Origin of the sequence: Streptomyces sp. NBC_01334 (genome assembly GCF_035983595.1) — a bacterium.
In the GTDB taxonomy this organism is placed as follows: Bacteria; Actinomycetota; Actinomycetes; order Streptomycetales; family Streptomycetaceae; genus Streptomyces; species Streptomyces coriariae.
The window spans coordinates 455,438-480,054 of sequence record NZ_CP130718.1; the positions used below are offsets into that span (position 1 = coordinate 455,438).

At 72.8% G+C, this 24,617-nt stretch carries 17 protein-coding genes; 5 read left to right on the forward strand and 12 right to left on the reverse strand.

Features of this window, described 5'->3' with window-relative positions:
* Nucleotides 1-76 precede the first annotated feature (76 nt).
* Nucleotides 77-958, reverse strand: coding sequence for an alpha/beta fold hydrolase (locus OG736_RS02080; protein ID WP_327180837.1), 882 nt, complete (start codon nt 956-958; stop codon nt 77-79).
* Between the two features lie 155 nt (nt 959-1,113).
* Here OG736_RS02080 and OG736_RS02085 point away from each other — a divergent pair, with 155 nt between their 5' ends.
* Nucleotides 1,114-3,144, forward strand: coding sequence for an AfsR/SARP family transcriptional regulator (locus tag OG736_RS02085; protein ID WP_327180838.1), 2,031 nt, complete (start codon nt 1,114-1,116; stop codon nt 3,142-3,144).
* Nucleotides 3,145-3,271: 127 nt separating this feature from the next.
* Here OG736_RS02085 and OG736_RS02090 read toward each other — a convergent pair whose 3' ends face one another.
* The 6 genes from OG736_RS02090 to OG736_RS02115 form a co-directional block, all read right to left on the reverse strand.
* The gene (locus OG736_RS02090; RefSeq protein ID WP_327180839.1) at nt 3,272-5,104 is read right to left on the reverse strand and encodes an AMP-dependent synthetase/ligase; all 1,833 of its coding nucleotides are present in this window, start codon (nt 5,102-5,104) and stop codon (nt 3,272-3,274) included.
* Nucleotides 5,105-5,154: 50 nt separating this feature from the next.
* Complete coding sequence (locus tag OG736_RS02095) at nt 5,155-7,338, reverse strand: 3-hydroxyacyl-CoA dehydrogenase NAD-binding domain-containing protein (protein WP_327180840.1); 2,184 nt, start codon at nt 7,336-7,338, stop codon at nt 5,155-5,157.
* A 366-nt stretch (nt 7,339-7,704) separates the two neighbouring features.
* On the reverse strand, nt 7,705-8,922 hold the full coding sequence (locus OG736_RS02100; protein WP_327180841.1) for an acetyl-CoA C-acetyltransferase: 1,218 nt from the start codon (nt 8,920-8,922) through the stop codon (nt 7,705-7,707).
* 77 nt (nt 8,923-8,999) lie between these two features.
* Nucleotides 9,000-10,142, reverse strand: coding sequence for an acyl-CoA dehydrogenase family protein (locus tag OG736_RS02105; protein WP_327180842.1), 1,143 nt, complete (start codon nt 10,140-10,142; stop codon nt 9,000-9,002).
* 28 nt (nt 10,143-10,170) lie between these two features.
* Nucleotides 10,171-11,196 (reverse strand): LLM class F420-dependent oxidoreductase, encoded by a 1,026-nt coding sequence (locus tag OG736_RS02110; RefSeq protein WP_327180843.1) that lies wholly within the window; start codon nt 11,194-11,196, stop codon nt 10,171-10,173.
* Nucleotides 11,196-12,404, reverse strand: coding sequence for a CaiB/BaiF CoA transferase family protein (locus tag OG736_RS02115; protein ID WP_442817152.1), 1,209 nt, complete (start codon nt 12,402-12,404; stop codon nt 11,196-11,198). The genes OG736_RS02110 and OG736_RS02115 overlap by 1 nt, the downstream gene beginning before the upstream one ends.
* Before the next feature lie 284 nt (nt 12,405-12,688).
* Here OG736_RS02115 and OG736_RS02120 point away from each other — a divergent pair, with 284 nt between their 5' ends.
* On the forward strand, nt 12,689-13,336 hold the full coding sequence (locus tag OG736_RS02120) for a TetR/AcrR family transcriptional regulator (protein ID WP_327180844.1): 648 nt from the start codon (nt 12,689-12,691) through the stop codon (nt 13,334-13,336).
* 7 nt (nt 13,337-13,343) lie between these two features.
* Here the strand turns inward: OG736_RS02120 and OG736_RS02125 are convergent, their stop codons facing one another.
* From OG736_RS02125 to OG736_RS02145, 5 genes are all read right to left on the reverse strand, one after another.
* Nucleotides 13,344-14,333, reverse strand: a complete 990-nt coding sequence (locus OG736_RS02125; RefSeq protein ID WP_327180845.1) for an NAD(P)-dependent alcohol dehydrogenase — start codon at nt 14,331-14,333, stop codon at nt 13,344-13,346.
* A 150-nt stretch (nt 14,334-14,483) separates the two neighbouring features.
* Nucleotides 14,484-15,188, reverse strand: a complete 705-nt coding sequence (locus OG736_RS02130; protein WP_327180846.1) for a TetR/AcrR family transcriptional regulator C-terminal domain-containing protein — start codon at nt 15,186-15,188, stop codon at nt 14,484-14,486.
* A 24-nt stretch (nt 15,189-15,212) separates the two neighbouring features.
* Nucleotides 15,213-16,028, reverse strand: a complete 816-nt coding sequence (locus tag OG736_RS02135; protein WP_327180847.1) for a DUF427 domain-containing protein — start codon at nt 16,026-16,028, stop codon at nt 15,213-15,215.
* A 60-nt stretch (nt 16,029-16,088) separates the two neighbouring features.
* The gene (locus OG736_RS02140; protein ID WP_327180848.1) at nt 16,089-17,588 is read right to left on the reverse strand and encodes a glycoside hydrolase family 43 protein; all 1,500 of its coding nucleotides are present in this window, start codon (nt 17,586-17,588) and stop codon (nt 16,089-16,091) included.
* 68 nt (nt 17,589-17,656) lie between these two features.
* A complete protein-coding gene (locus OG736_RS02145) occupies nt 17,657-19,135 on the reverse strand; it encodes an MFS transporter (protein ID WP_327180849.1) in 1,479 nt (492 codons plus the stop codon).
* Nucleotides 19,136-19,384: 249 nt separating this feature from the next.
* Here OG736_RS02145 and OG736_RS02150 point away from each other — a divergent pair, with 249 nt between their 5' ends.
* The 3 genes from OG736_RS02150 (at nt 19,385) to OG736_RS02160 (ending at nt 24,492) form a co-directional block, all read left to right on the forward strand.
* A complete protein-coding gene (locus OG736_RS02150) occupies nt 19,385-20,008 on the forward strand; it encodes a TetR/AcrR family transcriptional regulator (protein WP_327180850.1) in 624 nt (207 codons plus the stop codon).
* 283 nt (nt 20,009-20,291) lie between these two features.
* Nucleotides 20,292-22,604 (forward strand): family 78 glycoside hydrolase catalytic domain, encoded by a 2,313-nt coding sequence (locus tag OG736_RS02155; RefSeq protein WP_327180851.1) that lies wholly within the window; start codon nt 20,292-20,294, stop codon nt 22,602-22,604.
* A gap of 133 nt (nt 22,605-22,737) precedes the next feature.
* Nucleotides 22,738-24,492, forward strand: coding sequence for a glycoside hydrolase family 3 protein (locus OG736_RS02160; RefSeq protein ID WP_327180852.1), 1,755 nt, complete (start codon nt 22,738-22,740; stop codon nt 24,490-24,492).
* Nucleotides 24,493-24,617: the final 125 nt, after the last annotated feature.

The following is a 24,617-nucleotide window of genomic DNA, read 5'->3' on the forward strand; positions in this document are numbered from 1 at the left end:
GGTGTGCCTCCCCTCCGTGTACGTCTCTTCCTCCCCCTCCCCCCACCGTCCGGACTCCGGCATCGGCGGGTCCGGCTCAGCGGTCGGCGAGCGTCCGGATCTCGTCGGCGATCAGCTTGGGGTCTTCCTCGGCCATGAAGTGGCCGCAGGACACCGTGCGGTGCCGCAGATCGCCGGCCCAGGCGCCCCACAGGCCCTGGGCGTGGTAGCCGAGCGCGGCGCCCCAGTCCTGCTGGAGGACGGTCACCGGCATGGCCAGCCGGTTGCCCGCGTCGCGGTCGGCGGTGTCGTGATCCACGTCCACACCGGCCGAAGCCCGATAGTCGGCGACGATGGAGGGCACGGCCGCCGCGGACGCCGTGAGGTAGTGCGCGCGGACGTCGGCGGGGATCGCGTCCGGGCCGTCGGTCCAGGCGTCGAGGAAGTAGCCGAAGAAGGTGTCGGCGCTCGCCCGGATCATCTCCTCCGGCAGGCCGGGGGCCTGTGCCATCAGGTACAGGTGGAAGCCGACCGCCGCGGAGACCCCGTGCAGGGCGTCCCACATGTCGAGGGTCGGCAGGACGTCGAGGAAGAGGGCAGCGGAGACGGTGTCCGGGTGGTCCATCGCGGCGCGGAAGGCGACCAGGGCACCGCGGTCGTGGCCGGCCAGGACGAACCGGTCGTGTCCCAGTTCGGCGGCGAGGCGCACGACGTCCCGGGCCATGGTCCGCTTCGAGTAGACCTCGGGGCCGGTCTCGGCGGGCTTGTCACTGGCGCCGTAGCCGCGCAGGTCGGGACAGATGACGGTGTGGTCGGTGGCGAGGTCTGCGGCGACGTGCCGCCACATCAGATGGGTCTGCGGAAAGCCGTGCAGCAGGACGACCGGGGTGCCCGCGCCACCGACGGCGGCGTTCAGGGTGACGCCGTCGTCGACTTGCACGTGGTGCTGGGTCAAACCGGGGATGCTCAGGGGTGTCACAGCGACTCCTGTGGTTCGTGGCAGAGTGGACGTCCCGGACTTCGCGGTCCGGGTCGTCCGGGGACGTCACCCAGATTGCGGGCCCCGGATCAGCGATCGATGAGTGGATGCGCGCCACCCGCCGGGGACGGCGCCGCCCGCGAAAGGACCCTGCCGTGGGTGTGGAGTTCGGACTGCTGGGGCCGGTGGCAGCCTGGGACGCCGGCGGCTCGGTCCTCCCCCTCGGCGGGCCCCGCCACCGCGAGGTGCTCGGACGGTTGCTGATCGCCCGGGGTCGGGTGGTGCCGGTCGGCCGGCTCGTTGCGGACCTGTGGGAGGACGAGCCTCCGGCGGGTGCGGTGGGTGCGGTCCGCACCTTCGTCGCGGCGCTGCGCCGCGCCCTGGAACCCGGGCGCCCTCCCCGGCAGCCCTCCCACCTGCTGGTCACCGACGGCCCCGGCTACGCCCTGCGCGCCGGCCGCGAGACGGTGGACGCCTGGCGGTTCGAGGACACCGCCGCGCGAGCCGCTGAGGCAGCGCCCCACGCGGCTGTCGCCCTGTGGGACGAGGCGCTCGACCGCTGGCGTGGGCCGGTGCTGGCCGACTTCCCCGCCGCCGCGTGGGCTGCCGCCGAACAGGCCCGGCTGGAGGCGCTCCGCCTCGACGCGGTCGAGCGGCGCGCCGACGCCCTGCTGGCAACGGGTGCCGCCCGCGAGGCCGTCGCCGATCTGCGCGCCCATGTAGCCGCCCACCCCGGCCGGGAGGACGGTTGGGTCCTGCTGGCCACCGCGCTCAACCGTGCCGGACGGCGCGGTGAGGCTCTGGAGACCCTGAGCCGTGCCCGCTCCGCCCTGGCCGGAGCAAACGGTGCGTACGGTCCCGGGGGCGCCCTGGCCCGTGCCGAGGACCGCGTGCTCGGCAGCAGCTCCGGCTCCGCGACCGAACCGGCCGGGGTGGCCGACGGCATCTGGGACCGGGCGGCGGCCTCGTGGGACCGCTCGGTGCCCGCCCGGTCCCGGGCCCGGCTGTACGCCACCGCCGGCCTGCTGCGCGACCTCGCGGTCACCGGCGCCGACGGGCTGCAGGAGGCACGCCGGCACCGGCAGGACCTGGTCGCGGCAGCCGAGACGACCGGTGACACCGAACTGGCCGCCCGGATCATCGGCTCCTACGACGTCCCGGCGGTGTGGACCCGCGCCGACGACCCCGAGGGCGCCGGCGAGCTGTCCCGGGCCGCCGCCCGCGCCGCCGCCCGGCTCGGCCCCGGCGGCCCGGCCGCGCTGCGCGCCCGACTGCTGTCCGTCGTGGCGGTCGAGTCCCGGGGCGACGCCGCCGCCGACGCACCGCTTCCCCGGGCGTCCGACGCTCCCGCGACCGAACCGTGGCGCCGGCGCGCCGAACGCGCCGCCGAGGAGGCCGTCCGGCTCGCCCGTCGCCTGGGCGACCCCGCACTCCTGGCGTTCGCCTTCAACGGCGCCTTCATGCAGGCGTTCGCCTGCTGCGGGTCGGCTGCCCGCCGGGACGTCCTCGGCAGTGAACTGACCCGGCTGGCCGTCGACCACCAGCTGCCCGGTCACGAAGTCCTGGGCCGCATCGTGCGCCTCCAGGCACTCGCCGGCCTCGGTGACTTCGCGCAGGCGGACGTCGAGGCCGCCGAGATCGACCGGCTCGCGCACCGCAACGAACGGCCGCTGGCCGAGGTGTTCACGTCCTGGTACCGGGCCCTGCGCACCTGCGAGGCCGAAGGCTGGGCGGCGGCCCGTCCGCGGTACACGCAGGTCCTGGCAGAGACCGCTGACTGCGGCATGCCCGGCCTCACCCGGGGCGCGGCAGCGCTGGTCGCGCTGGTTCCGGTCATGCGGGGCGACGCCCTGCCCGACCCCGACGCCTTCGTCCGTCTGGACACCGGCCCCTACCGACCGTGGCTCGACCCTCTGCTGCTGGCCGCGTCCGGCGCCGTGGAACAGGCCCGGCAGGCGCTCAGCGCCGTACCCCGGCCTCCGCACGACCTCCTGCAGGAGGCGCTGTGGTGCGTACTCGCCCGCACCGCGGCAGCCGTCGGGCACCGGCCGGTTCTGCGCCGGGCCCGCGACGAACTCTCCGCCGCCGTCGGAGAGTGCGCGGGCGCCGGAAGCGGCCTGGTCTCGTTCGGGCCGATCGAGCACCACGTCAGGGAAGCCGAGAGAGCCCTCGGGGAGCCCCGCTGACAACCATGTGGTCCCGCAGCGACCAGCCACACCGACCCCTGCGGGACACCTGGCGTTCGAATGCCCCGACCGCGGGACAGAACGAACACACCTTCCCGGCGAACGTTCCCGGTCACGGCACTGGCGGTCAGTCGCCGTAGAGGCCGGTCAGTTCGGTGGCGTACTTGTCCCGGACGACCCGGCGGCGCAGTTTCAGCGACGGGGTCAGTTCGCCGGTCGCCGGTCCCCACTCCTGGGGCAACAGCCGGTACCGCTTGACCTGTTCGGTGCGGTTGAGGCGGCTGTTGGCGGCGGCCACGGCCCGGTCGACCCCCTCGAGGACGGCGGGGTGCGCGGCCAGCGCGGCGAGGTCCGCACCGTTCTCCAGGCCGTGCGAGGCGGCCCAGGCGGGCGCCGCCTCGGGGTCGAGCACCAGCAGGGCGACGAGGTAGGAGCGGTGGTCGCCGTGCACCATCGCCTGGCCGATCAACGGGTGTTCCTTCAGGGCGTTCTCCACGAGGGCCGGGGAGATGTTCTTGCCCGTCGAGGTGATGATCATCTCCTTCTTCCGGTCGGTGACCCAGACGAAGCCGTCCTCGTCGACCCGGCCGATGTCGCCGGTGTGCAGCCACCCCTCCTCGTCGAGCGCGGGGCCGACCGTGCCGTCCGGCCGCAGATAGCCGGCGAAGACGGAGGAGCCGCGCACCTGGAGCTCGCCGTCCGAGGCGGTGCGCACCCGCACGCTCGACACCGGGCGGCCCACCGAGCCCAGCCGGAATCCGGTGCGGGGGCTGTTGGCCGTCGCCACGCCCGCCGTCTCGGTCAGCCCCCACGCGTCCATGACGACGATGCCGAAGCCGGCCCAGAACCGCACCACGTCCAGCGGCATCGGCGCGGACGCGCTGGCGGCCCAGGCGACCCGGTCGAGGCCACCCGCGGCCAGCAGGGGCAGCAGCACCGTCTCGCGACACCGCGCGTACGCGTCCGCGAGCGCGGCGGGCGGCTCCTCGCCGCGCTCCAGGAAGCCGACGTGCTCGCGGGCCACGTCCGCGGCCTCCTCGACGGCCTTGCGCCGCTCCTCGGGCAGCAGGGTCAGGCCGGTGCGGACCGCGGCGGCCAGCTTCTCCCAGACCCTGGGCACACCGAAGAACTGCCGGGGCCGCAGCTCGCGCACCGCTTCGGCCACGGTGGCCGGATCGGCGCAGAGATGGACGTGCGAGGCGCGGTGGCAGGGCAGGTAGATGCCGAGCATCCGCTCCGCGACATGGGCGAACGGCAGGTAGCAGATGTGCTCGACGTGCGGCGGCAGATCCACCACCGCGTCGAGCGCGACGGCGTTGGCGAGCACCTGCTGATGGGTGAGGACCACGCCCTTGGGCTCACCGGTCGTCCCGGAGGTGTAGACGACGGTCAGCGCGTCCCCGGGGCGGGCCGTGTCCAGTGCCTTGCCGAAGCCCTCCGGGACCGGCTCGCGGGTGAGCGCCGCGTAGGGCAGGTGGTGGCCTTCCTCGCCGTCCTCCACCACCACGAGCCGTCCGAGCGGCGTGGCGTCGTCGTCGAGCAGCGGCGCCCACACCGCTGCCTGGGCGGCGCCTTCCACCACCGCCAGCGCCGCCCGGCAGTTGCGCGCGATGTGGGTGATCTGTTCGGGGGCGGCGGTGCCGTAGACACTGACCGGCACGGCGCCGAGGCGCACCAGCGCGAGGTCGGTCAGCCAGTGCTCGGGACGGTTGGCCATCATCAGCAGGACGTGGTCGCCGCGGCCCGCACCGAGCGCGGCGAGGCCGGCGGCGAGTTCCGTGGTGCGGTCCCGGACCTCCGCCCAGGTGAGCGTGGACCACGCGCCACCGTCCGGGGTCCGCCACGACAGGGCGGGCAGGCCCGGGTGGAGGCGGGCGTTGCGTTCCAGGAGCAGCGGCAGCGTGGACGGCGCCGCCGGTTCTCCTTGTGGGTCCCCGTCGGTGCGCGGGGCAGATGTCATGACGGCCTCCTGGCGTGCTGGACGGATCGGATCGGGTGGGGGTGGGGGGATCAGCGGTCGGTGAAGGTCTCGCCGCGCTCGGCCTTGCGGAGCAGCAGTTCGGGCGGGGCGAAGCGGTCTCCGTGCAGCTCGGCGAGTTCGCGTGCGCGGGTCACGAAGCCCGGCAGACCCCCGGGGTGGCCGTTGACGTACTGGAGCACGCCGCCCGTCCACGCCGGGAAGCCGATGCCGAGCAGCGAGCCGACGTTGGCGTCCGCGACGGAGACGAGCACGCCCTCCTCCAGGCAGCGCACGGAGTCGAGGGCCTCGACGAAGAGCATCCGCTGCTGGAGTGCTGCGAGGTCGGCCCCGCGCAGTGCCGGGTCGGTGAAGTGCTCCCGCAGTCCGGGCCAGAGCCTTGTACGGCGACCGTCCTCGTAGTCGTAGAAACCGGCTCCGCCGCTGCGGCCGGGGCGCCCGAACTCGTCGATCATGCGGTCGACGACGGCGTGCGCCGGATGGGGCCGCCAGTCTCTGCCCGCTTCCTGGGCCGCGCGCCGGGTCTCCTCGCGGATCCGGCGCGGCAGGGTGAGCGTGAGGTCGTCCAGCAGGGCGAGCACCCTGGCCGGATAGCCGGCCTGTGCGGCGGCCTGTTCGACGGTCGCCGGGTCGTGTCCCTCGCCGACCATCGCCACGCCCTCGTCGATGAAGTGGCCGATGACGCGGGAGGTGAAGAAGCCCCGGCTGTCGTTGACGACGATCGGGGTCTTGCCGATCTGCCGGACCAGATCGAAGGCGCGGGCGAGGGCCTCGTCCCCGGTCTGCTCGCCACGGACGATCTCCACCAGCCGCATCCGGTCGACGGGTGAGAAGAAGTGCAGTCCGACGAAGTCCTTCGGCCTGCCGACCGCACGGGCGAGGACGCCGATGGGCAGGGTGGAGGTGTTGGAGCACAGGAGGGCGTCGGCGGCGACGGCGCTCTCGGCCTCCCGGAACACCGTGCCCTTCAGCCCGGGGTCCTCGAACACCGCCTCGATCACCGCGTCGCAGCCCGCCAGGTCGCGGGCGTCGGCCGTGGCGGTGATGCAGGCCAGGAACGCGGCGCGTTCGGCTTCGGTCGTGCGGCCCTTGGCCACGGCCCGGTCCAGCAGGCGCGCGGAGCAGGCCTTGCCCCGCTCGGCGGCCTCGGCGGAGACGTCCTTCAGGACGACCTCGATGCCGGCCCTGGCACAGGAGTACGCGATGCCCGCGCCCATCGTCCCGGCGCCCAGGACGGCCACCCTGGTCACCGTGCGGGAGGCGATGTCCTGCGGACGGTCGGCGCCCGACGCGACCGTCCGGGCGTCGAAGAAGAAGCCCTGGATCATGTTCTTGGCGGTCTGCCCGGTCACCAGGTCGGTGAGGTACCGGGCCTCGATCACGAAGGCGGTGTCGATGTCGACCTGGGCTCCCTCCACCGCCGCGGCGAGGATGTTGCGCGGCGCCGGGTAGGGCGCTCCGCCCAGCTGTCTGCGGAGGGAGGCGGGGAAGGCGGGCAGCTGGGCGGCGAGCGCCGGGTGGGACGGGGTGCCGCCGGGGATGCGGTGGCCGGGCACGTCCCACGGCTGCACGGACCGCGGATGTGCGTCGACGAAGGCCCGGGCACGGGCGAGCAGTTCATCGGGGTCGGTGGCGATCTCGTCGACCAGACCGGCGGCGAGGGCGTCGGCCGGAGCGTACTGACGGCCCTCCAGCAGTACCTTGCGCAGCGCGTCGGCGATGCCGAACATCCGTACCGTGCGGGTCACCCCGCCGCCGCCGGGCAGCAGGCCGAAGGTCACCTCCGGCAGGCCCACGCGGGCGTCGGGCCGGTCCAGTACGACCCGGTGGTGGCAGGCGAGCGCGATCTCGTAACCGCCGCCCAGGGCCGCGCCGTCGACGGCGGCCACGACGGGCACGCCCAGTGTCTCGATCCGGCGCAGGGCACGCTTGACGCGCATGCCGGCCTCGAAGGACGCGCCGGCGGTCTCGGGGGTGACGGCGATCAGGTCCCGCAGGTCGCCGCCTGCGAAGAAGGTCTTCTTGGCCGAGGTCACGATGACGCCCTTGAGGCTGTCGCGAAGGTCCTCGAGCCGGTCGGCGGTGGCGTCGAGGGAGTCGATGAACGCCGCGTTCATGGTGTTGGCGGACTGATCGGGGTCGTCGAGGACGAGCGTGACCACGTGGTCGGCGTCCTCTTCCCAGCGGATGGTGCGGCTTTCGGCTTCGGGGGCCATGGGATGCGCTCTCCTACGGGTGTGCGTGCCTCACAGGGGCGGACGGGGGTCGCGCGGACGGCGCGGGGTGGCGTGGGCCGGACAGCGTCGCGGCTGCGCCGGGCCGGACAGGGGGGTGCCTTGCCGGGCTGACGGGGGCGGGAGCTTTGCCGTGTCGGATGAGGGCGGGGCCGATGCCGGGCGGAGCGGGACGGTCCTGCGCCTGGTCGGGCGGGGCAGTCCTGCGCAGGGGCGATGCGGGTGGCCTGCGCGAGGGCGGTCGGGGCAGGGCCTACGCGAGGGGGGATGAGGGGGGTCTGCGCCGGGCCGAGGGAGGTGGCCTGCGCCGGGCCGATGCGAGGCCGAGGGGCCGGGAGGGCAGGGCGTTCACAGTCGTTCGACGACGGTGGCGATACCCATGCCGCCGCCGACGCACAGGGTGGCGAGGCCGTAGCGCAGGTCGCGCCGCTCGAGTTCGTCCACGAGCGTGCCGAGGATCATGGCGCCGGTCGCGCCGAGCGGATGGCCCATGGCGATGGCGCCGCCGTTGACGTTGACCTTCTCGTGGTCCAGGCGGAGGTCCTTGACGAAGCGCAGCACCACCGCCGCGAACGCCTCGTTGATCTCGACCAGGTCGAGGTCGTCGACCGTCAGGCCGGCCCGGTCGAGTGCCTTGCGGGAAGCCGGGGCGGGCCCGGTCAGCATGATGGTCGGATCGGCTCCGGAGACGGCGGCGGACACGATCCGGGCTCGCGGGGTCAGTCCGTGCCGCCGGCCGGCTTCGGCGGAGCCGACGACGGTGAGCGCCGCTCCGTCCACGATGCCGGAGGAGTTGCCCGCGTGGTGGACGTGGTCGACGCGTTCGATCCAGTGGTACTTCTGGAGGGCGACCGCGTCGAATCCGCCGAGTTCGCCGGCGGCCGCGAAGGACGGCTGGAGCGCGGCGAGGGAGTCCGTGGTCGTGCCGGGCCTGAGGTGTTCGTCCCGGTCGAGGACCAGCAGTCCGTTGCGGTCCCGTACGGGGACGACGGAGCGGGCGAAGCGGCCTTCCTTCCATGCGCGGGCGGCCCGCTCCTGGGACTCGGCCGCGTAGGCGTCGACGTCCCGGCGGCCGAACCCCTCGAGCGTGGCGATCAGGTCGGCGCCGATGCCCTGCGGGACGAACCCGGTGTCGTGATTGGTCAGGGGGTCGATTGCCCAGGCGCCGCCGTCGCTGCCCATGGGTGTGCGGGACATGGACTCCACCCCACCAGCCAGCACCAGGTCCTCCCAGCCGGAACGCACCTTGGCGGCGGCGAGGTTGACGGCTTCCAGACCGGAGGCACAGAAGCGGTTCTCCTGGACGCCGGCGACGGTGTCGGGCAGCCCGGCGGCCATCGCGGCGGTCCTGGCGATGTCGGCGCCCTGGTCGCCGACCGGGCTGACGACGCCGAGGACGATGTCGTCGATGCCGGCCGGGTCCAGGCCGGGGAACCGGCGGCGCACCTCGTCGATCAGTCCGACGACCAGGTCGACGGGCTTGGTGCCGTGCAGCGCGCCGCCCGGCCTGCCTCGGCCGCGGGGGGTGCGGATCGCCTCGTACACATACGCTTCGCTGGTCGTCACGGGGAACCTTCCGGTCGGGGAGGAGCGGAGTCGACGGGGACGCGGGAGCGCCGGGTGCGAAGGAGAAGGCGGGCCGGTCAGGCCAGCAGCGCGCGGCCGATGATCTCCTTCATGATCTCGGTGGTCCCGCCGTAGATCGTCTGGACTCGGCTGTCGAGGAACGCCCGGGCAACCTGGTACTCCGTCATATATCCGTAGCCGCCGTGCAGTTGGAGGCAGCGGTCGACGACCCGCTTCTGGAGTTCGGTCGCCCACCACTTGGCCATCGAGGCGTGTACGGCGTCGAGGCGACCGGCGCCGTGCTCGGTGACGCAGCGGTCGACGAAGGTCCGGGTGACGGCGCACTCGGTGGCCATCTCGGCGATCTCGAAGCGGATGTGCTGGAGCCGGGCCAGGGGGCGGCCGAACGCCTCGCGCTGCCTCACATACGCGCGGGTGAGTTCCAGAACGTGTTCGGCCGCGGCAGCCGCGCCCACGGCGATGGCGAGCCGTTCCTGGGCGAGGTTGGCCATCAGAGCGGCGAAGGCCTGGTTCTGCCCGCCCAGCAGGTTCTCCTTGGGCACCCGCACGTCGTCGAAGAACAACTCGGCGGTGTCCTGGGCCTTCTGGCCGATCTTTTCGAGGTTGCGGCCCCGCTCGAAGCCCTTCGTGCCGCGCTCGACCACGAGCAGGCTCTGCCCGGAGCTGCCGCCCTCGGGGGTGGTGCGGGCCACGACGACGACCAGGTCGGCGAGGATGCCGTTGGAGATGAACGTCTTGGCGCCGTTGAGAAGGTAGTGGTCGCCCCGGTCGGTGGCGGTGGTGCGGATGCCCTGGAGGTCGGAGCCCGCTCCGGGTTCGGTCATGGCGATGGCTGTGACGGTCTCGCCGGAGGTGAATCCGGGCAGCCAGCGCCGCCTCTGTTCGTCGGTGGCGAGCCGGGTGAGATAGGGGCCGACGATGTCGTTGTGCAGGCTGAGCGCCACGCCGGACGCTCCCGCCCGCGCGAACTCCTCGATCAGGACGGCGCTGTAGCGGAAGTCGTCGGTTCCTCCGCCGCCGTACTCCTGCGGCACGGCGAGGCCCAGCAGGCCCTGGCGGCCCGCCGCGCGCCAGACGTCACGGCTGACGACTCCCTCGCGCTCCCAGCGGTCGTGGTGCGGCAGCACCTCCTTGGCGAGGAAGGTGCGGACGGTTTCGCGGAACGCCTCGTGCTCCGTCGTGTACAGGTCTCGTTCCATGGTCGCCTCCGGGTCGGGGAATCGTCGTTCAGAGCCAGTTCCTGACGAGCTCGACGAGGCGGGCCGGATCGCGCCCGACGGGGGTGACGTCGAGCATCGTGACGCCCGCCTCCCGGAACGCCTCGACCCGTTCGCGCACATAGCCCTCGGGGCCCGCCAGACAGACCAGTTCGCACAGTTCGGCGGGGACCGCGGCCTCCGCCTCGCGCCTGCGGCCCGCGAGGAAGTGCTCCTGGACGGCGGCGGCCTCGGCCTCGTAGCCGTAGGAACAGACCAGGTCGTAGTAGAAGTTGCGGCCCGGAGCACCCATTCCTCCGACGTACAGGGCGATGACGGGCCGCATCAGGTCGCGGACCCCCTCGGCGTCGTCCCCGACCGCCAGCAGCCCGCCGGCGACGACGGACAACGGGCCGAGTTCCGGGGCGCGCAGCGCCGCGCCCTCGGCGAGCGGGCCGCCCCAGACCTTCGCCGCGTGTTCGGGCACATAGAGGAACGGCAGCCATCCGTCGGCGAGTTCGGCGGTCATCCGGACGTTCGCGGGCCCGAGGGCGGCCACGTACACCGGGATGGTGTCGCGCACCGGGCGGGTCAGCAGCTTCAGCGGTTTGCCGAGCGTGCCGCCCTTCTCGGGCGGCAGGGGCAGGTCGGTGATGCCGTGGTGCTCGATGACCTCGCGCCGCCAGATGCGGCGGGCGAGCCCGATCGTCTCGCGGGTGCGGCCGAGCGGCCGGTCGTAGCGGCGGCCGTGCCATCCCTCCACCACCTGGGGGCCGGAGGCGCCGATGCCGAGCAGGGCGCGGCCACCGGTCAGGGCGTCGAGTCCGGCCGCGGTCTGGGCGATCAGCGCGGGGGTGCGGGAGTACACGTTGAGCACGGCGGAGCCGATGCGCAGGCGCTCGGTGCGGGCGGCCAGATATCCCATGATCGTCGGGGAGTCGAAGGCGTAGGCCTCGGCGACCCAGATCGCGTCGAGTCCGGCCGCCTCCAGCGCGGCCGCCTCGTCGGCGACGGCGCGGGGGTCGCCGGAGTACTGCAAAGGCGTGGAGAGTTCCATCAGCGTCCGTCCTCGGAGTGGGTGGCGGGCCGCGGGTCTCCGGTCAGTTCCGGGACGCGCCAGTCCCGGGCCACCTCGTCGTGGTGTGCTCCGGGGCGGGCCGGCGGCAGCCGCAGCGCGCCGGGTGTGGCGGAGAAGCGGGGTGCGAGGCCGGGCTGGACGATGCCGTGTTCCTCGGTGAAGGTGCCGCGGGCCCTGAGGTGCGGGTGGCGGGCGGCCTCCCGCAGGGAGAGCACCGGGGCGACGCAGGCGTCCGTGCCTTCGAAGACGGCGGTCCAGGCAGCACGCCCGTCGGATCCGAAGCGCGCCGCGAAGGCGGCCCGCAGTTCCGGCCACCGGCGCGGGTCGGCCCGGTCCGGCAGGTCCTGGGCGTCGAGGCCGAGGAGGCGGACGAACTCGGCGTAGAACGCGGGCTCCAGCGCGCCGACAGCCATCCAGCCGCCGTCGGCCGTCTCGTAGACGGTGTAGTACGGGCACCCGCCGTCCAGCAGGTTGTGGCCCCGGGCGTCCTGCCACGCCCCCGACGCGAGCATGCCCTGGACGAGGGCGGTGAGGTGGGCGGTGCCGTCGACGATGGCCGCGTCCACCACCTGCCCCTCCCCCGTCGTCCGGGCGGTCAGCAGGGCGGCGAGCACTCCGGCGACGAGGTAGAGCGAGCCGCCCGCGTAGTCGCCGAGCAGGTTGGCGGGGATCACGGGCGGGCCTTCAGGGTTGCCGATCATGCCGAGTGCGCCCACGGTGGCGATGTAGCCGATGTCGTGCCCGGCCCGGGGCGCCAGCGGACCGTCCTGACCCCAGCCCGTCATCCGGCCGTACACCAGGGCCGGGTTGACGGCCAGGCACTCCCGCGGGCCCACTCCCAGCCGCTCCGCCACTCCCGGCCGGAAGCCCTCGATCAGGATGTCGGCGCGCGCCGCCAACGCCCGTACGGCGCCGGGTCCGTCGTCCGACTTCAGGTCGACCAGGACGGATCGCTTGTTGCGGTTGGTGACGTCGAAGGCCGCGTCGACGCCGAGGACCGGCGTCCCCGGCCGGTCGACGCGGACGACGTCGGCGCCCAGATCGCCGAGCAGCATCGCGGCGAACGGCGCGGGCCCGATGCCCGCCAGCTCCACCACCCGTACACCGGTCAGCGGCCCGGCCCGGCGGCTCGCCGGTGCCGCCTGCCGCACGGTCCTCGCGTCCCGGTGCGTCGTGGTGTCCCTCATCGCGCTCATCAGCCCTCCGAACTCCGGTCTACTTAGCGCTCGATAAGAAGGTAGGGAGGAGAGGGCAGCCGGTCAATGGTCGTAACACCAGCTGTTCCGAAGGAAGTCGAGCCCCTGATTTCCTGTCATTTAGCTGGAAGAACGACGCGCCACAGAGAGGATCGACGACGAAACGCACCCAGGGCCTCAGAGTTACTGAGCGGACGTTAAGCAGCACGAGGGGCGCATTCAGGCGCCCGGGGACGTACGATGTCGCTCGTCGGCACCGCACCGGAGGAGCATCCTTGAGCACGCAGCCCCGCCAGGAGACCGCCGCCGCGCCCCACTGGCGCACCTACGCGCCGCTGGACCTCCACCCGATCCTGCTGCATGCCATGGAGGCCTTCAACGAGCACGGCTACCACGGCACTTCGGTACGGGACATCGCCGGCCGGGTCGGAGTCACCGTTCCCGCGCTCTACTACCACTACGCGAACAAGCAGGCACTGCTGGCCACCCTGCTGGAGACGTCCATCAAGGACGTGCTCGACCGCTGCCGGGCCGCCGCCGCGGAGGCCGGCGACGAGCCGCTCCCCCGCTTCCGCGCCATGGTCGAGTCCATCGTGCTCTACATGGCCAACCGCAAGGGACTGGCCTTCCTGGACACCGAGATACGCAGTCTCGAACCGGCGAACCGCGCCCGGTACGTGGCCCTGCGGGACTACCTCGAGCACATGCTGCTGGACACCGTGCGGGCGGGCATCGCCCAGGGGGTGTTCACCACGCCCATCCCGGCCGACGCGGTCCGGGCCGTCCTGATCATGTGCCAGGGGGTGGCCAACTGGTACCGGGCCGACGGCCCTCTCGGCGCGGCGGAGATCGCCGAGCGGCACGTCCTCCTCTGCCTCGGCACGGTGGGCTGCGCGCAGGCGGTCGAGCCGCGCCCGTTCTGACTTCCCGTCACGGCACCGTGATCACGGCCTTGCCGCGCGCATGCCCCCGTTCCAGATACCGCACGCCCTCGGCCGCGTCGGCCAGGGTGCAGGTCCGGCCGATCACCGGAGTGAGTCCGCCCGCCTCGATGAGCGCGGTGACGGCGAGCAGGTCCTCCCGGGCCGGTCCGGCCGGGGTCGACGGGAGGATCGGCCGGAGCTGTTGCCGGACGAACCCGTTGACCGCGATCACCCGGAGCATGGAACCCACCGCACCGAACACCCGGCCGGGCGAGCCGCCGCCGTTGGCCACGAGCGTGCCTGTCGGGGTCAGGGTCCGGCGCAGCCGGCTCAGCGGATGGTTGCCGACGTTGTCCAGGATCACGTCGTAGCGCTCACGTCCTTCCGTGAAGTCCTCCCGGGTGTGGTCGACGATGTGCGCGGCGCCGAGCGAGCGCACCAGATCGACGTTGGCGGTGCCGCACACCCCTGTGACCTCCGCGTCCAGGGCCACCGCGATCTGCACGGCGAACGTCCCGACACCGCCGGCGGCTCCGTTGACCAGCACCCGCTGTCCCGCCCGCACCCGGCCCACGGTCCGGATGCCACGCAGGGCGGTCACCGCCGCCATCGGCACCGCCGCGGCCTGCTCGAAGGTCAGGCCCGCAGGCTTGGGGACCAGGAGATCCGCGGTGGTGCGCGCGTACTCGGCGAAGGAGCCGTGACAGAAGCCCAGCACCTCGTCACCCGGCCGGAGCCCTCTCACGCCTGCGCCGACCGACTCGACCTGTCCGGCGACGTCGATGCCGGCCACCCGGCACTTCGGCCGCGTCAGCCCCACGCCCCCCATCAGCCGCGCCACGTAGGGATCGCCGCGCAGCATGTGCCAGTCGTAGGGGTTCAGCGCGGCGGCCCGTACCCGTACCGACACCTGGCCGGCCGAGACCTCGGGCCGGTCGGTGTCCACCAGTTCCAGGATGTCCGGCGGGCCGAACCTCTCCTGCACGATCGCCTTCATCGAGTCGCCCCCTCGTTTGCGGCATCGATGGCCGAGGAGCCCACAACAGATGCCTTCCGGCACGGCGGGTGTACGCCGTACACCTCTGTCAGGCACGGTAGGTGTACGGCGTACACCCGTCAAGGGGAAGGCAAGAGGAGGGAAGGACCGTCAGGTCGTGCCCAGGAGCCGTTCGAGGCCGTCCAGTGTCAGGTCCAGCGCGAACTCGAACTCGAACTGGTCGTCGCAGCCCGCGCCGACCACGGACTCCGGGTCATGGGCAACCGCCATGGCCAGTTCGGTGATGTGCGGGTAACGCGCGGCCATCTCCTCGGGCGGCATCGCGTCCGGGTCCGCCTCACCGCCGTCAGCGCTGTCTTCGAACAGCTCCTGGGAGAAGCCCAGCAGGCGGCTGCCCATGACGTGCATCGCGTGATGGACCAGGCGGATCGAGAAACCCCCGGACCGGAAGATCCCGATCATCGAGTCCAGGTACGCCATCACCGCGGGGGTCGGAGTGGCCCGCGCCTTCGTCCGCGACTCGATGACCGCGGGCGCCCACGGGTGGCGCAACAGCATGCGGCGGGCCGACAGCACCCGCCTGCGCACGGTCGTCTTCCAGTCGGTGCCGTCGGCCGGTGGGTCGATCTCGTCCATGAGGACGTCGATCATGCCGTCCAGCAACTCGTTCTTGTTGGCCACGTGCTTGTACAGCGCCATCGGCACGACGCCGAGCGCCTGGGCGATGTTGCGCATACTGAGCGCGTCGACTCCGCCTTCGTCGGCCAGCGCGACGGCGGCACTCAGCACCCGTCCCCTGCTCAGCGGCGGGCGGGACTGCGCGGCGACGACCGCCTTCGTCGTCATCTCCACCATCTCCTCTGCCGTTCGACGACGCCGTCAGGGCGCCGGGCGGGACAACAGCGTATGCGTGAAGGGGGTGACGGGGCGTTCGAGGCGCTCGCCGTCCACGGTGATGTCGACCGCCTCGTTGTAGAAGGCGAGCCGCTCACCGATGGCGGCCACGGCGGGCACCGGCGTGGGGTAGCTCCACACGATGTGGGACGGGACGTCCGCCTCGCCGGTCCAGGACCAGTACGTGGCGGTGCCCTTGTAGGGGCAGCCGGTGCGGTGGCCGGTCGGGGTGAACAGGTCGAGGCGGACGTCCTCGCGGGGGATGTAGTAGCGGGTGGGCAGGCCGGTCTCGAAGAGAAGGACCGGGCGGCGGGTGTCGGCGACGACCGTGCCGTCGATCTCGATCCGGACGTGCCGGCTGCTGGGCAGGGCGTCGACACGCTTGTGCGGGTCGCGGGGGTGGATGAAGATCTCCTCCTCTTCCTCGTACCAGTGGTCGAGTCCCCTGCCCGTGCGCCGGAACCACTCGAAGGCGAGATGACCGGCCAGGTCCTCCGCGGGGAAGGTCCAGGCCGCGTTCTCCAGCAGCTCGCCGGCCACTTCGAGGTCGTAGAAGACCCGCGAGCCCGTGTGCGTGCCGACCGGCGGGTTCTTCGCCGGCCGCAGCAGGTCCTCGCGGACCTCCTCGCGTGGGAAGGCGTACAGGGGCACCGGCACGCCGGGCTCCCACACGAGGACGGGATGCCGGCTGTCGACAACGGTGAGCTCGCCCTTGCGGCCCCGGACCCAGCGCGGGCTGGGCTCCCAGAGGAGACCTTCAGGGGTGGTGCGTACGGAGTCGGCGGTGCTGAGCCTGGTCATGTCCGTTTCCTCCCTCGAACGCTCCGCTCGTCCTCCGCGTTCCCCGAACGGGGACCGCTCTCACCCTCCGTCCAGTGCCTCCGGGTCGTCGGCGCCGCTGTAGGTGAACGACCGGAACAGCACCTCGCCCGCGGAGCAGGTGAGTCCGACCGTACGGCCCGTCATGCCCGCGGCGACCTCGGTCGAGAGGTACCGGCCGTCGATGCGGCCGAGTTCCCGGAATCCCTCCGTGCCGTGGAGGCCGGCCACGACCTCGTCGGGCCCCATGTCGGTGCCGAAGGGCGAGGCGGCGCTGTGCGGTACGACGCGCAGTTCGAGGGTCGTCCCGCCTGCGGCGGCCTCCGTGGCGACGGCTTCTCCCAGCACCGCGTGCGCCGCGCCGATCCGGGCGACGGCACGCACTCGGCCGTCCGCCACTTCGACGCGTACGGCGTGACGGGCGTCGATCCGCAGCTCCAGCCCTCCGGATCCGCCGGGTCCCCCGGCCTTCCCGTCGGTGACCACCGTTGCCCGCGCCCGCAGGTAGAGGTGTTCCTGGCGGCGGCCCACGAAGGCCGGGCCGGCCGTCGCGGTCAGTCGCAGGCCGTGGTCCGTCCCCTTCAGCACGTCGGCGGGGAACGCGCCGGGCGCCACCCAGGACGGCGGCAGGGGCTGCCCCGCTTCCCTCAGGTGCTCGGTGAGCTCCGGTGCGACGTCCGGTTGGATCGGTGCGGCCGTGCCGGGCCAGCCCTCACTCCAGCGCACCTCGCAGGCGAAGGTCTCCCGGCCGAGTACGTGCCACTCGGGGCTGCTGCCGCGCGGCCGCACACCCAGGTAGACCATCGCCCAGGTACCGTCGGGACGCCGCACGAGATCCGCGTGACCGGTGCTCTGGACGGGGGCGTCGCTGCCGCGCGCGGTGAGGATCGGATTGCCGGGGCACGCCTCGAAGGGGCCGGACGGTGAGGGCCCCCGGGCGATGGTGACGGCGTGACCGCGTTCGGTGCCGCCCTCGGCGATGAGCAGGTACCAGAACGCGCCGATGCGGTACAGGTGGGGACCCTCGGGGAACTTGCCGCCCGTCCCCTGCCACAGCCGCCGACGCTCGGTGAGCAGGGAGCCGGTCCGCGGATCCAGCACGGCCTGCACGATCCCCTCGCCGAAGCGGGTCCAGGTCAGCAGGCAGGCGTCGTCGTCCCAGGCGAGGTCGGGGTCGATGCCCAGCGCGTCGGGGATCCACACCGGGTCCGACCAGGGGCCGGCCGCGTCTTCGGCGGTGACCAGGAACATCCTCGGCTCGCCCACCAGAAGGGTGCTGATCATCCAGAAGCGGCCGTCGTGATGGCGAAGCGTCGGCGCCAGGATGCCTCCCGAGGCCGACACCCCCTCCAGCGGCAGCTGCGACGGCCTGTCGAGCGCGTGGCCGACGTGCTCCCAGGTGCGCAGGTCGGTCGACCGGTGGATCGGCACGCCCGGTGCGTATTCGAAGCTGGAGTTGGCGAGGTAGTACACGTCTCCCACCCGGCAGACGCTGGGGTCGGGATGGAATCCGGGGAGGACCGGGCGGACGGGCAGCTGCACGGCGTGACTTTCTGGTGGTCGGTCGCGGGCGGGGTGAGGGGCAGGGCGGGGGTGGGCGTCCGGCCCGCTCAGACGGCCACCGCGTCCACCGCGTCCTCGGTCTCGGGATCACGCAGCGGCGGGATGAACAGGGAGAGCGCCAGGGCCAGGAGCGTGACGAGGGCGCCGAGCCAGAAGACCCAGGCGTAACCGGCGTCCTGGTAGAAGGCGGTGCCGTCGACCACGGTGCTGTGGGCGCTGAGGAGGGCGTACGCACCGGCGGTGACGATGGCGCCGAACAGGCTGATCAGCATGTTGAGCATGCCGCTGCCCAGCCCCTGTTCGTCACGGGAGACGACGCCGACCACGAGCACCGGCGCTCCCGCCACCACGACACCGGCACCGATGTTGGCGACGCAGGACGTCAGGGAGAGTTCCAGCTCGTTGCCGTGGAAGAAGCCGACGAGCGCGTAGCCGACCGCCATCACCGTCAGGCCACCGATCCAGACCTTGCGCGGGTCCAGCCTGCGCAGGAAGCGGCTGACGAGGATGCCGGTCCCGAACATCACCAGGTTCCAGCTCACGCTGACCACGGCATTGTGCTGCGCCGTCCATCCCAGTCCGGCCGAGACACCGGGGATGTGCGGGAAGAGGGCGAGCAGAATGGCCAGTCCCGGCATCGTGAACGCGACGGTCTGGGCGAGGCCGCCGGCCGTGAGCGCCAGGGCCACGGGGCGTCGGCGCAGCACCGTCAGGTCGAGGATGGGGTGGTCGCTGGCCCGCTCGACGAACAGGAACGCGATCAGGGCGGCGGCGCCGGCACCGAGCCAGCCGAGCGTGCGGACGTCCGTCCAGCCCCAACTCTGGCCCTGGCCGACGGCGTAGATCACGGCTGTGAGACCGCCGCCGAGGACCAGTCCGCCCGTCCAGTCGAAGCCCGAGTCGAAGGCGTGCCGCGGCGTCTCCGGTACCACGAGGGCGACCAGCAGGAACGCGACGGCGGTGGCGGCGGCGAGGAACCACAGGGCGCCGCGGTAGCCCCAGTGGTCGACGAGCCGTCCCGCGAGGAAGGGGGTGCCGAGGGCGACCAGTCCGACGCTGCTGCCGATCATGCCGCTGGCCGACTTGACCAGCCGACGCGGGAAGATGTCGCGCACCGCGGCGAAGGAGAGCGCGCCGAACGGGCCGTAGAAGCCGGCGATCGCGCGGCCGACCAGCACCAGCCAGAAGTCTCCGGCCAGGGCGGCCAGCGCCTCGCCGCCGGCACCCAGCGCCATCATGGCGAGCATGACGCGCTTCCTGCCGTACAGGTCGCCCAGCTTGATGGCGAACGGTGTCAGCAGGGTGGTCACCAGGGTGAGCGTGAGACCGAACCACGCCACCTGGGTGGTGTGGAAGCTCTGCGCGACACTCGCGGTGGCGTTGGCGCCGAGGATGCCCCCGGCGGCCAGCAGCTGGGTGGGCCAGGCGAGCGCGATCAGCACCGCGACCAGGCGGAGGTTCCAGCCACCGCCGGTCTTGGCGGACGGCGCGATGTCGAGCGAGGGGCTTGGCGACGTCGGTGTCATGCCAGCCCTCCTTTCACGGAGGTGCCGAAGGGAGTGAGAGGAGCTGTGGGGGTGCGCGGAGGATCGAACCCGCCGTGACACGTCGCTCACCGGGAGGTGACGGCGTGGCAATCCGTCGTCGCGTGACGTCGATGATGACCCGAACACCTAGTGCTTACTAGGTGTTCGCAGAGTGACCCATGTCACACGCACCCGAGGCACTCCCCGCCCGCCACGGACGCCTCACAGCACCCCGGTACCGTTTCCTCCATGGCGACACCCAGGGGACCGCGCGGCGGCTACACGGCAGGCCGGGCACGACGCACCCAGATCCTCGAGGCGGCCCTGCTGCGCTTCGGGCAGGACGGCTACCGCAAGACCTCCCTCGCCCGGATCGCCCGTGACGCCGAGATCACCGACGCCGGACTGCTGCACCACTTCCGCGACAAGCAGCAGCTCCTGCTGGCCGTGGTCGAGCACTGGCACGACCGCATGGACACCCAGTGGCAGCGAGTGTCGGAGTCGGTGCGGGACGCGTTCCGCTGCCATGTGGAGGACACCGCGGAGACGCTCACCATGCCGGGCATGGTGGAGCTCGCCGTCGTGGTCTCCGCCGAGGCGACCGCACCGGACCATCCGGCCCACGACTTCTTCGCCCACTGGCAGGAGAAGGGCGTGAAGGAGCTCGCGGAGCGGCTGCGCGCCGGAAGCCACAACGGCGAACTCCTGCCCGACCTGGACCACGACGGCATCGCGCGCGAATGCGCCGCCGTCGACGCCGGACTGCGACAGCAGTGGCTCGCCTCCGGCCGCTCCTTCGACCTCATCCCGGTGATGCACGCCCACCTGGACCGCCTGATGCGCTCCATCTCCGCCGACGGGCAGGGGCTGTAGGGCCGCCCGGACAGGGCAACACGGGGCGAGCCCTCACGCACAGCACCCTCACACGCAGCGCACTCACCCACGGCGCCTTCACTCACAGCGAGGACCACCATCGGCGACCCCGCATCGGCGCCTGACATGTCATGCCCATGCCTGTTTATGCCATGTGATTCACGTCATACAGGCCAACACCTAGCATTCACTAGGTTTTGGCGCGCATGATCGAGCCTGCTCATCTCCGTCCCACGGGACCCCACCCACCCGACACCCATGCCCACGGCGCCGAGGACTCGACATGCCCCACCCCTGGACCGCCCGCGTCATCTCCCCCTCCCGACCGGCACAGCCGTCCGCCACCGCGGCCCGGCCGGCCGCTCTGCTGCGCGGCGAGTTCACCGTGCGGGCAGCGGTCGGAGCGGCCCGGCTCTCCGTCACCGCGCTCGGCGTGTACGAACTGGAACTCAACGGCGCCGTGGTGGGCGACCACGTCCTCGCCCCCGGCTGGACGAGCTACCGGCACCGGCATCGCTACCAGGTCTTCGACGTGACGGACCTGCTGCGCGAGGGGGCCAACGCCTGGGGGGCACACCTGGCGGACGGCTGGTACCGAGGGCTGCTCGGCTTCAACGGCGGCACCCGGAACATCTACGGCGAGGACACGGGCCTGCTCGCCGAGCTGCGGATCGAGTACGCCGACGGCACCGCCCACACCGTCACCACGGGCGGGGACTGGCGCTGGAGCGCCGGGCCCGTGACCGCGGCGGGTCTGTACGAGGGCGAGGAGTACGACGCGCGCCACGAGCAGGCCGGGTGGAGCGAGCCCGGCTTCGACGACTCGGCCTGGACGCCGGTGCGACTCCTGCCGTTCGACACCTCCGCGCTCTTCGAGGCCGACAGCCCGCCGGTGCGCCGTATCGAGTCAGTCGCCCCCGTGGCCGTCACCACCTCCCCCACCGGCCGCACCCTCGTCGACTTCGGCCAGAACCTGGTCGGACGGCTCCGTATCCGCGTCCGGGGCGAGGCGGGCCGAACCGTCACCCTGCGGCATGCGGAGGTCCTGGAGGACGGCGAGCTGTGCACCCGTCCGCTGCGGCACGCCACCGCCACCGACCGTTACACCCTGCGCGGCGACGCGGACGGCGAGGTGTGGGAACCCCGCTTCACCTTCCACGGCTTCCGATACGCCGAGATCGACGCCTGGCCCGGCGAGCCTGCCCCGGCCGACGTGAACGCCGTGGTCCTGCACAGCGACCTGCGCCCCACCGGTTGGTTCTCCTGCTCCGACGCCTCGCTGAACCGGCTGCACGAGAACGTGGTGTGGGGGATGCGCGGCAACTTCCTCGACGTCCCCACCGACTGTCCGCAGCGCGACGAACGGCTCGGCTGGACCGGTGACGTGCAGGTCTTCGCCCCCACCGCCGCCTTCCTCTACGACGTCCGCGCGTTCCTGCGCTCCTGGCTGTGCGATCTGGCCGCCGACCAGCGTGACGACGAGCGGGGCGTCCCCCCGGTGTTCAGCCCGGCCGTTCCGGTGATCACCCCCGTCCCGATCCCGCCGGGCAATCCGCCGATGGCCGGGTGGTGCGACGCGGCCGTGATCGTCCCCTGGGTGCTGTACGAGCGCTACGGCGACACCGAGGTGCTGCGCGCCCAGTACGCCTCGATGCGCGACTGGGTCGACGCAGTCGACCGCCTCGCCGGGGACGGCCGGATCTGGGGTGAGGGCTTCCAGTTCGGCGACTGGCTGGACCCGGCCGCACCCGCCGACGACCCCGGACGGTCGACGACCTCCTCCAGCCTGGTCGCCACCGCGTACTTCGCGCACTCGGCCCGGCTGCTGGCCCGTACCGCCCACGTGCTGGCGGAGAAGGACGACGCCGAGCACTACGGCGCCCTGGCCGACTCGGTACGCGAGGCCTTCCGGCACCGTTTCCATGCCGGGGGCGGGCAGCTGGTGGAGGAGACCCAGACCGCGTACGCCCTCGCCCTGTGCTTCCGACTGCTGGACGACGCCGAACGCGCCGAGGCCGGACTCCGGCTTGCGGACCTCGTGGCGTCGGGAGACCACCGCATCGGCACCGGGTTCCTCGGCACCCCGCTGGTGTGCGACGCGCTCACCGACACCGGGCACGTGGACACCGCCTTCGGGCTGCTGACGCAGCGCTCCGGCCCGTCCTGGCTGTACCAGGTGGACATGGGCGCCACGACCGTCTGGGAGCGCTGGGACAGCATGCTTCCCGACGGCAGCGTCAATCCCGGCGAGATGACCTCCTTCAACCACTACGCCCTCGGAGCGATCGCCGACTGGATGCACCGCACCGTCGCCGGTCTGGCGCCCGCCGAACCCGGTTACCGCCGGCTTCTGGTCCGTCCCCGCCCGGGCGGGGGCCTCACCTGGGCCCGCGCCGCGCACGAGACTCCGTACGGCCGGGCCGAGACCGCCTGGCGCGTCGAGGGCGACCTTCTTCTGCTGGACCTCCTCGTGCCGCCGGACACCTCCGCCCTGGTCGACCTGCCGGGCGCCGAACCCGTGACCGCAGGACCCGGACGGCACACCTTCCACACCCCGCTTCCGCAGCAACAGCCCCGGCTACAGCCACAGAAGTGACGTACGGCCGCAGCGGCACAGAGACCGTCGTACGCGCGGCCGCCCCCGCACGGCGCCTCGCCGCCGCTGCCCCGCCGGCCGCCGACCCCGGCCCCGCGCCGCCCCGTACTCCCCCACCCGCGAACCCCCACCCATGGAGCACGCAGTGACCCACCCGTACCAGGACCCCCGGAACAGCGTCACCGAGCGCGTGGCCGACCTGCTCGCGCGCATGACCGTCGAGGAGAAGGCCGGACTGCTCTTCCACCACGTCATCGGTATCGGCGACCGGCCCGCACCCGCCGGGCGCACCGCCGAGGAGATGATGTCCGAGAGCCTGATGTCCCACTTCAACCTGCTCGGAGCCGGCAGTCCGCGCCAGATGGCCGACCTGCACAACCATGTCCAGCAGCTGGCCGCCGACACCCGCCTCGGCATCCCGGTCACCCTCTCCACCGACCCCCGCCACGCCTTCACCGACAACCCGGGCACCGCGATGCTGGCCGGCCCGTTCTCCCAGTGGCCGGAGTCGCTGGGCCTCGCCGCCGTCGGCGACGCCGCACTCGTACGGCGGTACGCGGACACCGTCCGCCGCGAGTACCTGGCCGTCGGTCTGCGGGTCGCCCTGCACCCGCAGATCGACCTGGCGACCGAGCCCCGCTGGGCGCGCGGCTCGGGCACGTTCGGCGAGGACGCCGATCTGACGTCACGACTCGTCGCCGCCTACATCGAGGGACTGAGCGGACCGGGCGACGGCCTCGGCGCCGACAGCGTCGCCGCGATGGTCAAGCACTTCCCCGGCGGCGGACCGCAGAAGGACGGCGAGGACCCGCACTTCCCCTACGGCAAGGAGCAGATCTACCCCGGCGGCTTCTTCGACTACCACCTCAAGCCCTTCAGGGCCGCCATCGCCGCGGGCGCCACCCAGGTCATGCCGTACTACGGCATGCCCGTCGGCACCGAGCACGAGGAGGTCGGCTTCGGCTTCAACCGCGGCATCATCACCGGGCTGCTGCGCGAGAAGCTGGGCTTCGACGGCATCGTCTGCACCGACTGGGGCCTGGTCACCGACCAGTTGGTCATGGGCGAGCCGCACCTGGCGCGGGCCTGGGGCGTGGAGGACCTCTCCCCCGCCGAGCGGCTGCTGAGGATCCTGCAGGCGGGCGCCGACCAGGTCGGCGGCGAGTCCTGCCCCGAACTGATCGTGGACCTGGTGCGCACGGGCCGGCTCGAGGAGTCGCGACTCGACGCCTCCGTGGTCCGGCTGCTCGGCGAGAAGTTCCGCCTGGGCCTGTTCGACGACCGGCGCTACGTCGATCCCGACGCCGCCGAGGAGATCGTCGGCCACGCCGACTTCCACGCCGCCGGCGAGGTCGCCCAGCGCCGCTCGGCCACCCTGCTCAAGAGCGGGCCGCTGCCCCTGTCCGGCAGGCCCCGTCTCTACGTCGAGGGTGTCGATCCGACGACGGCCGCCGAGTACGCCGACCTCGTCGCCGACCCCGCCGAGGCCGACCTCGCGGTGCTGCGCCTGACCACGCCGTACGAACCCCGGCCCGGACTGTTCGAGTCCTTCTTCCACGCCGGCCGTCTCGACTTCCCCGAGGAGCGCCTCGAGGAGATCCTCCGCCTGCTCGACGCCGTACCCACCGTCGTGGCGATCCACCTGGAACGCCCGGCCGTCATCCCCGAGATCGCCGACCGCTCGGCGGCACTCCTCGCCGTGTACGGCACCGGTGACCGCGCCCTGCTCGACCTTCTGTTCGGCCGTGCCGCGCCGGAGGGCTCGCTGCCCTTCCAACTCCCCCGCTCCATGGCCGAGGTCGAGGCCGGACACCCCGACGTGCCCCAGGAGAGCACCGACCCGCTCTACCCCTTCGGCCACGGCCTGCGCTACACAGCCGGGGCGTGAGGCCTTCGCCATCCGCCGCCGACGGGATCCGGCACAGCGCTGAACAGATCCGCCGGGTTGCCGGGGCCCACAACGCCCCGGCACCGCGCGTGCCCGCCCGTGCCCGCCCCTTGTGTCCGGCTTGG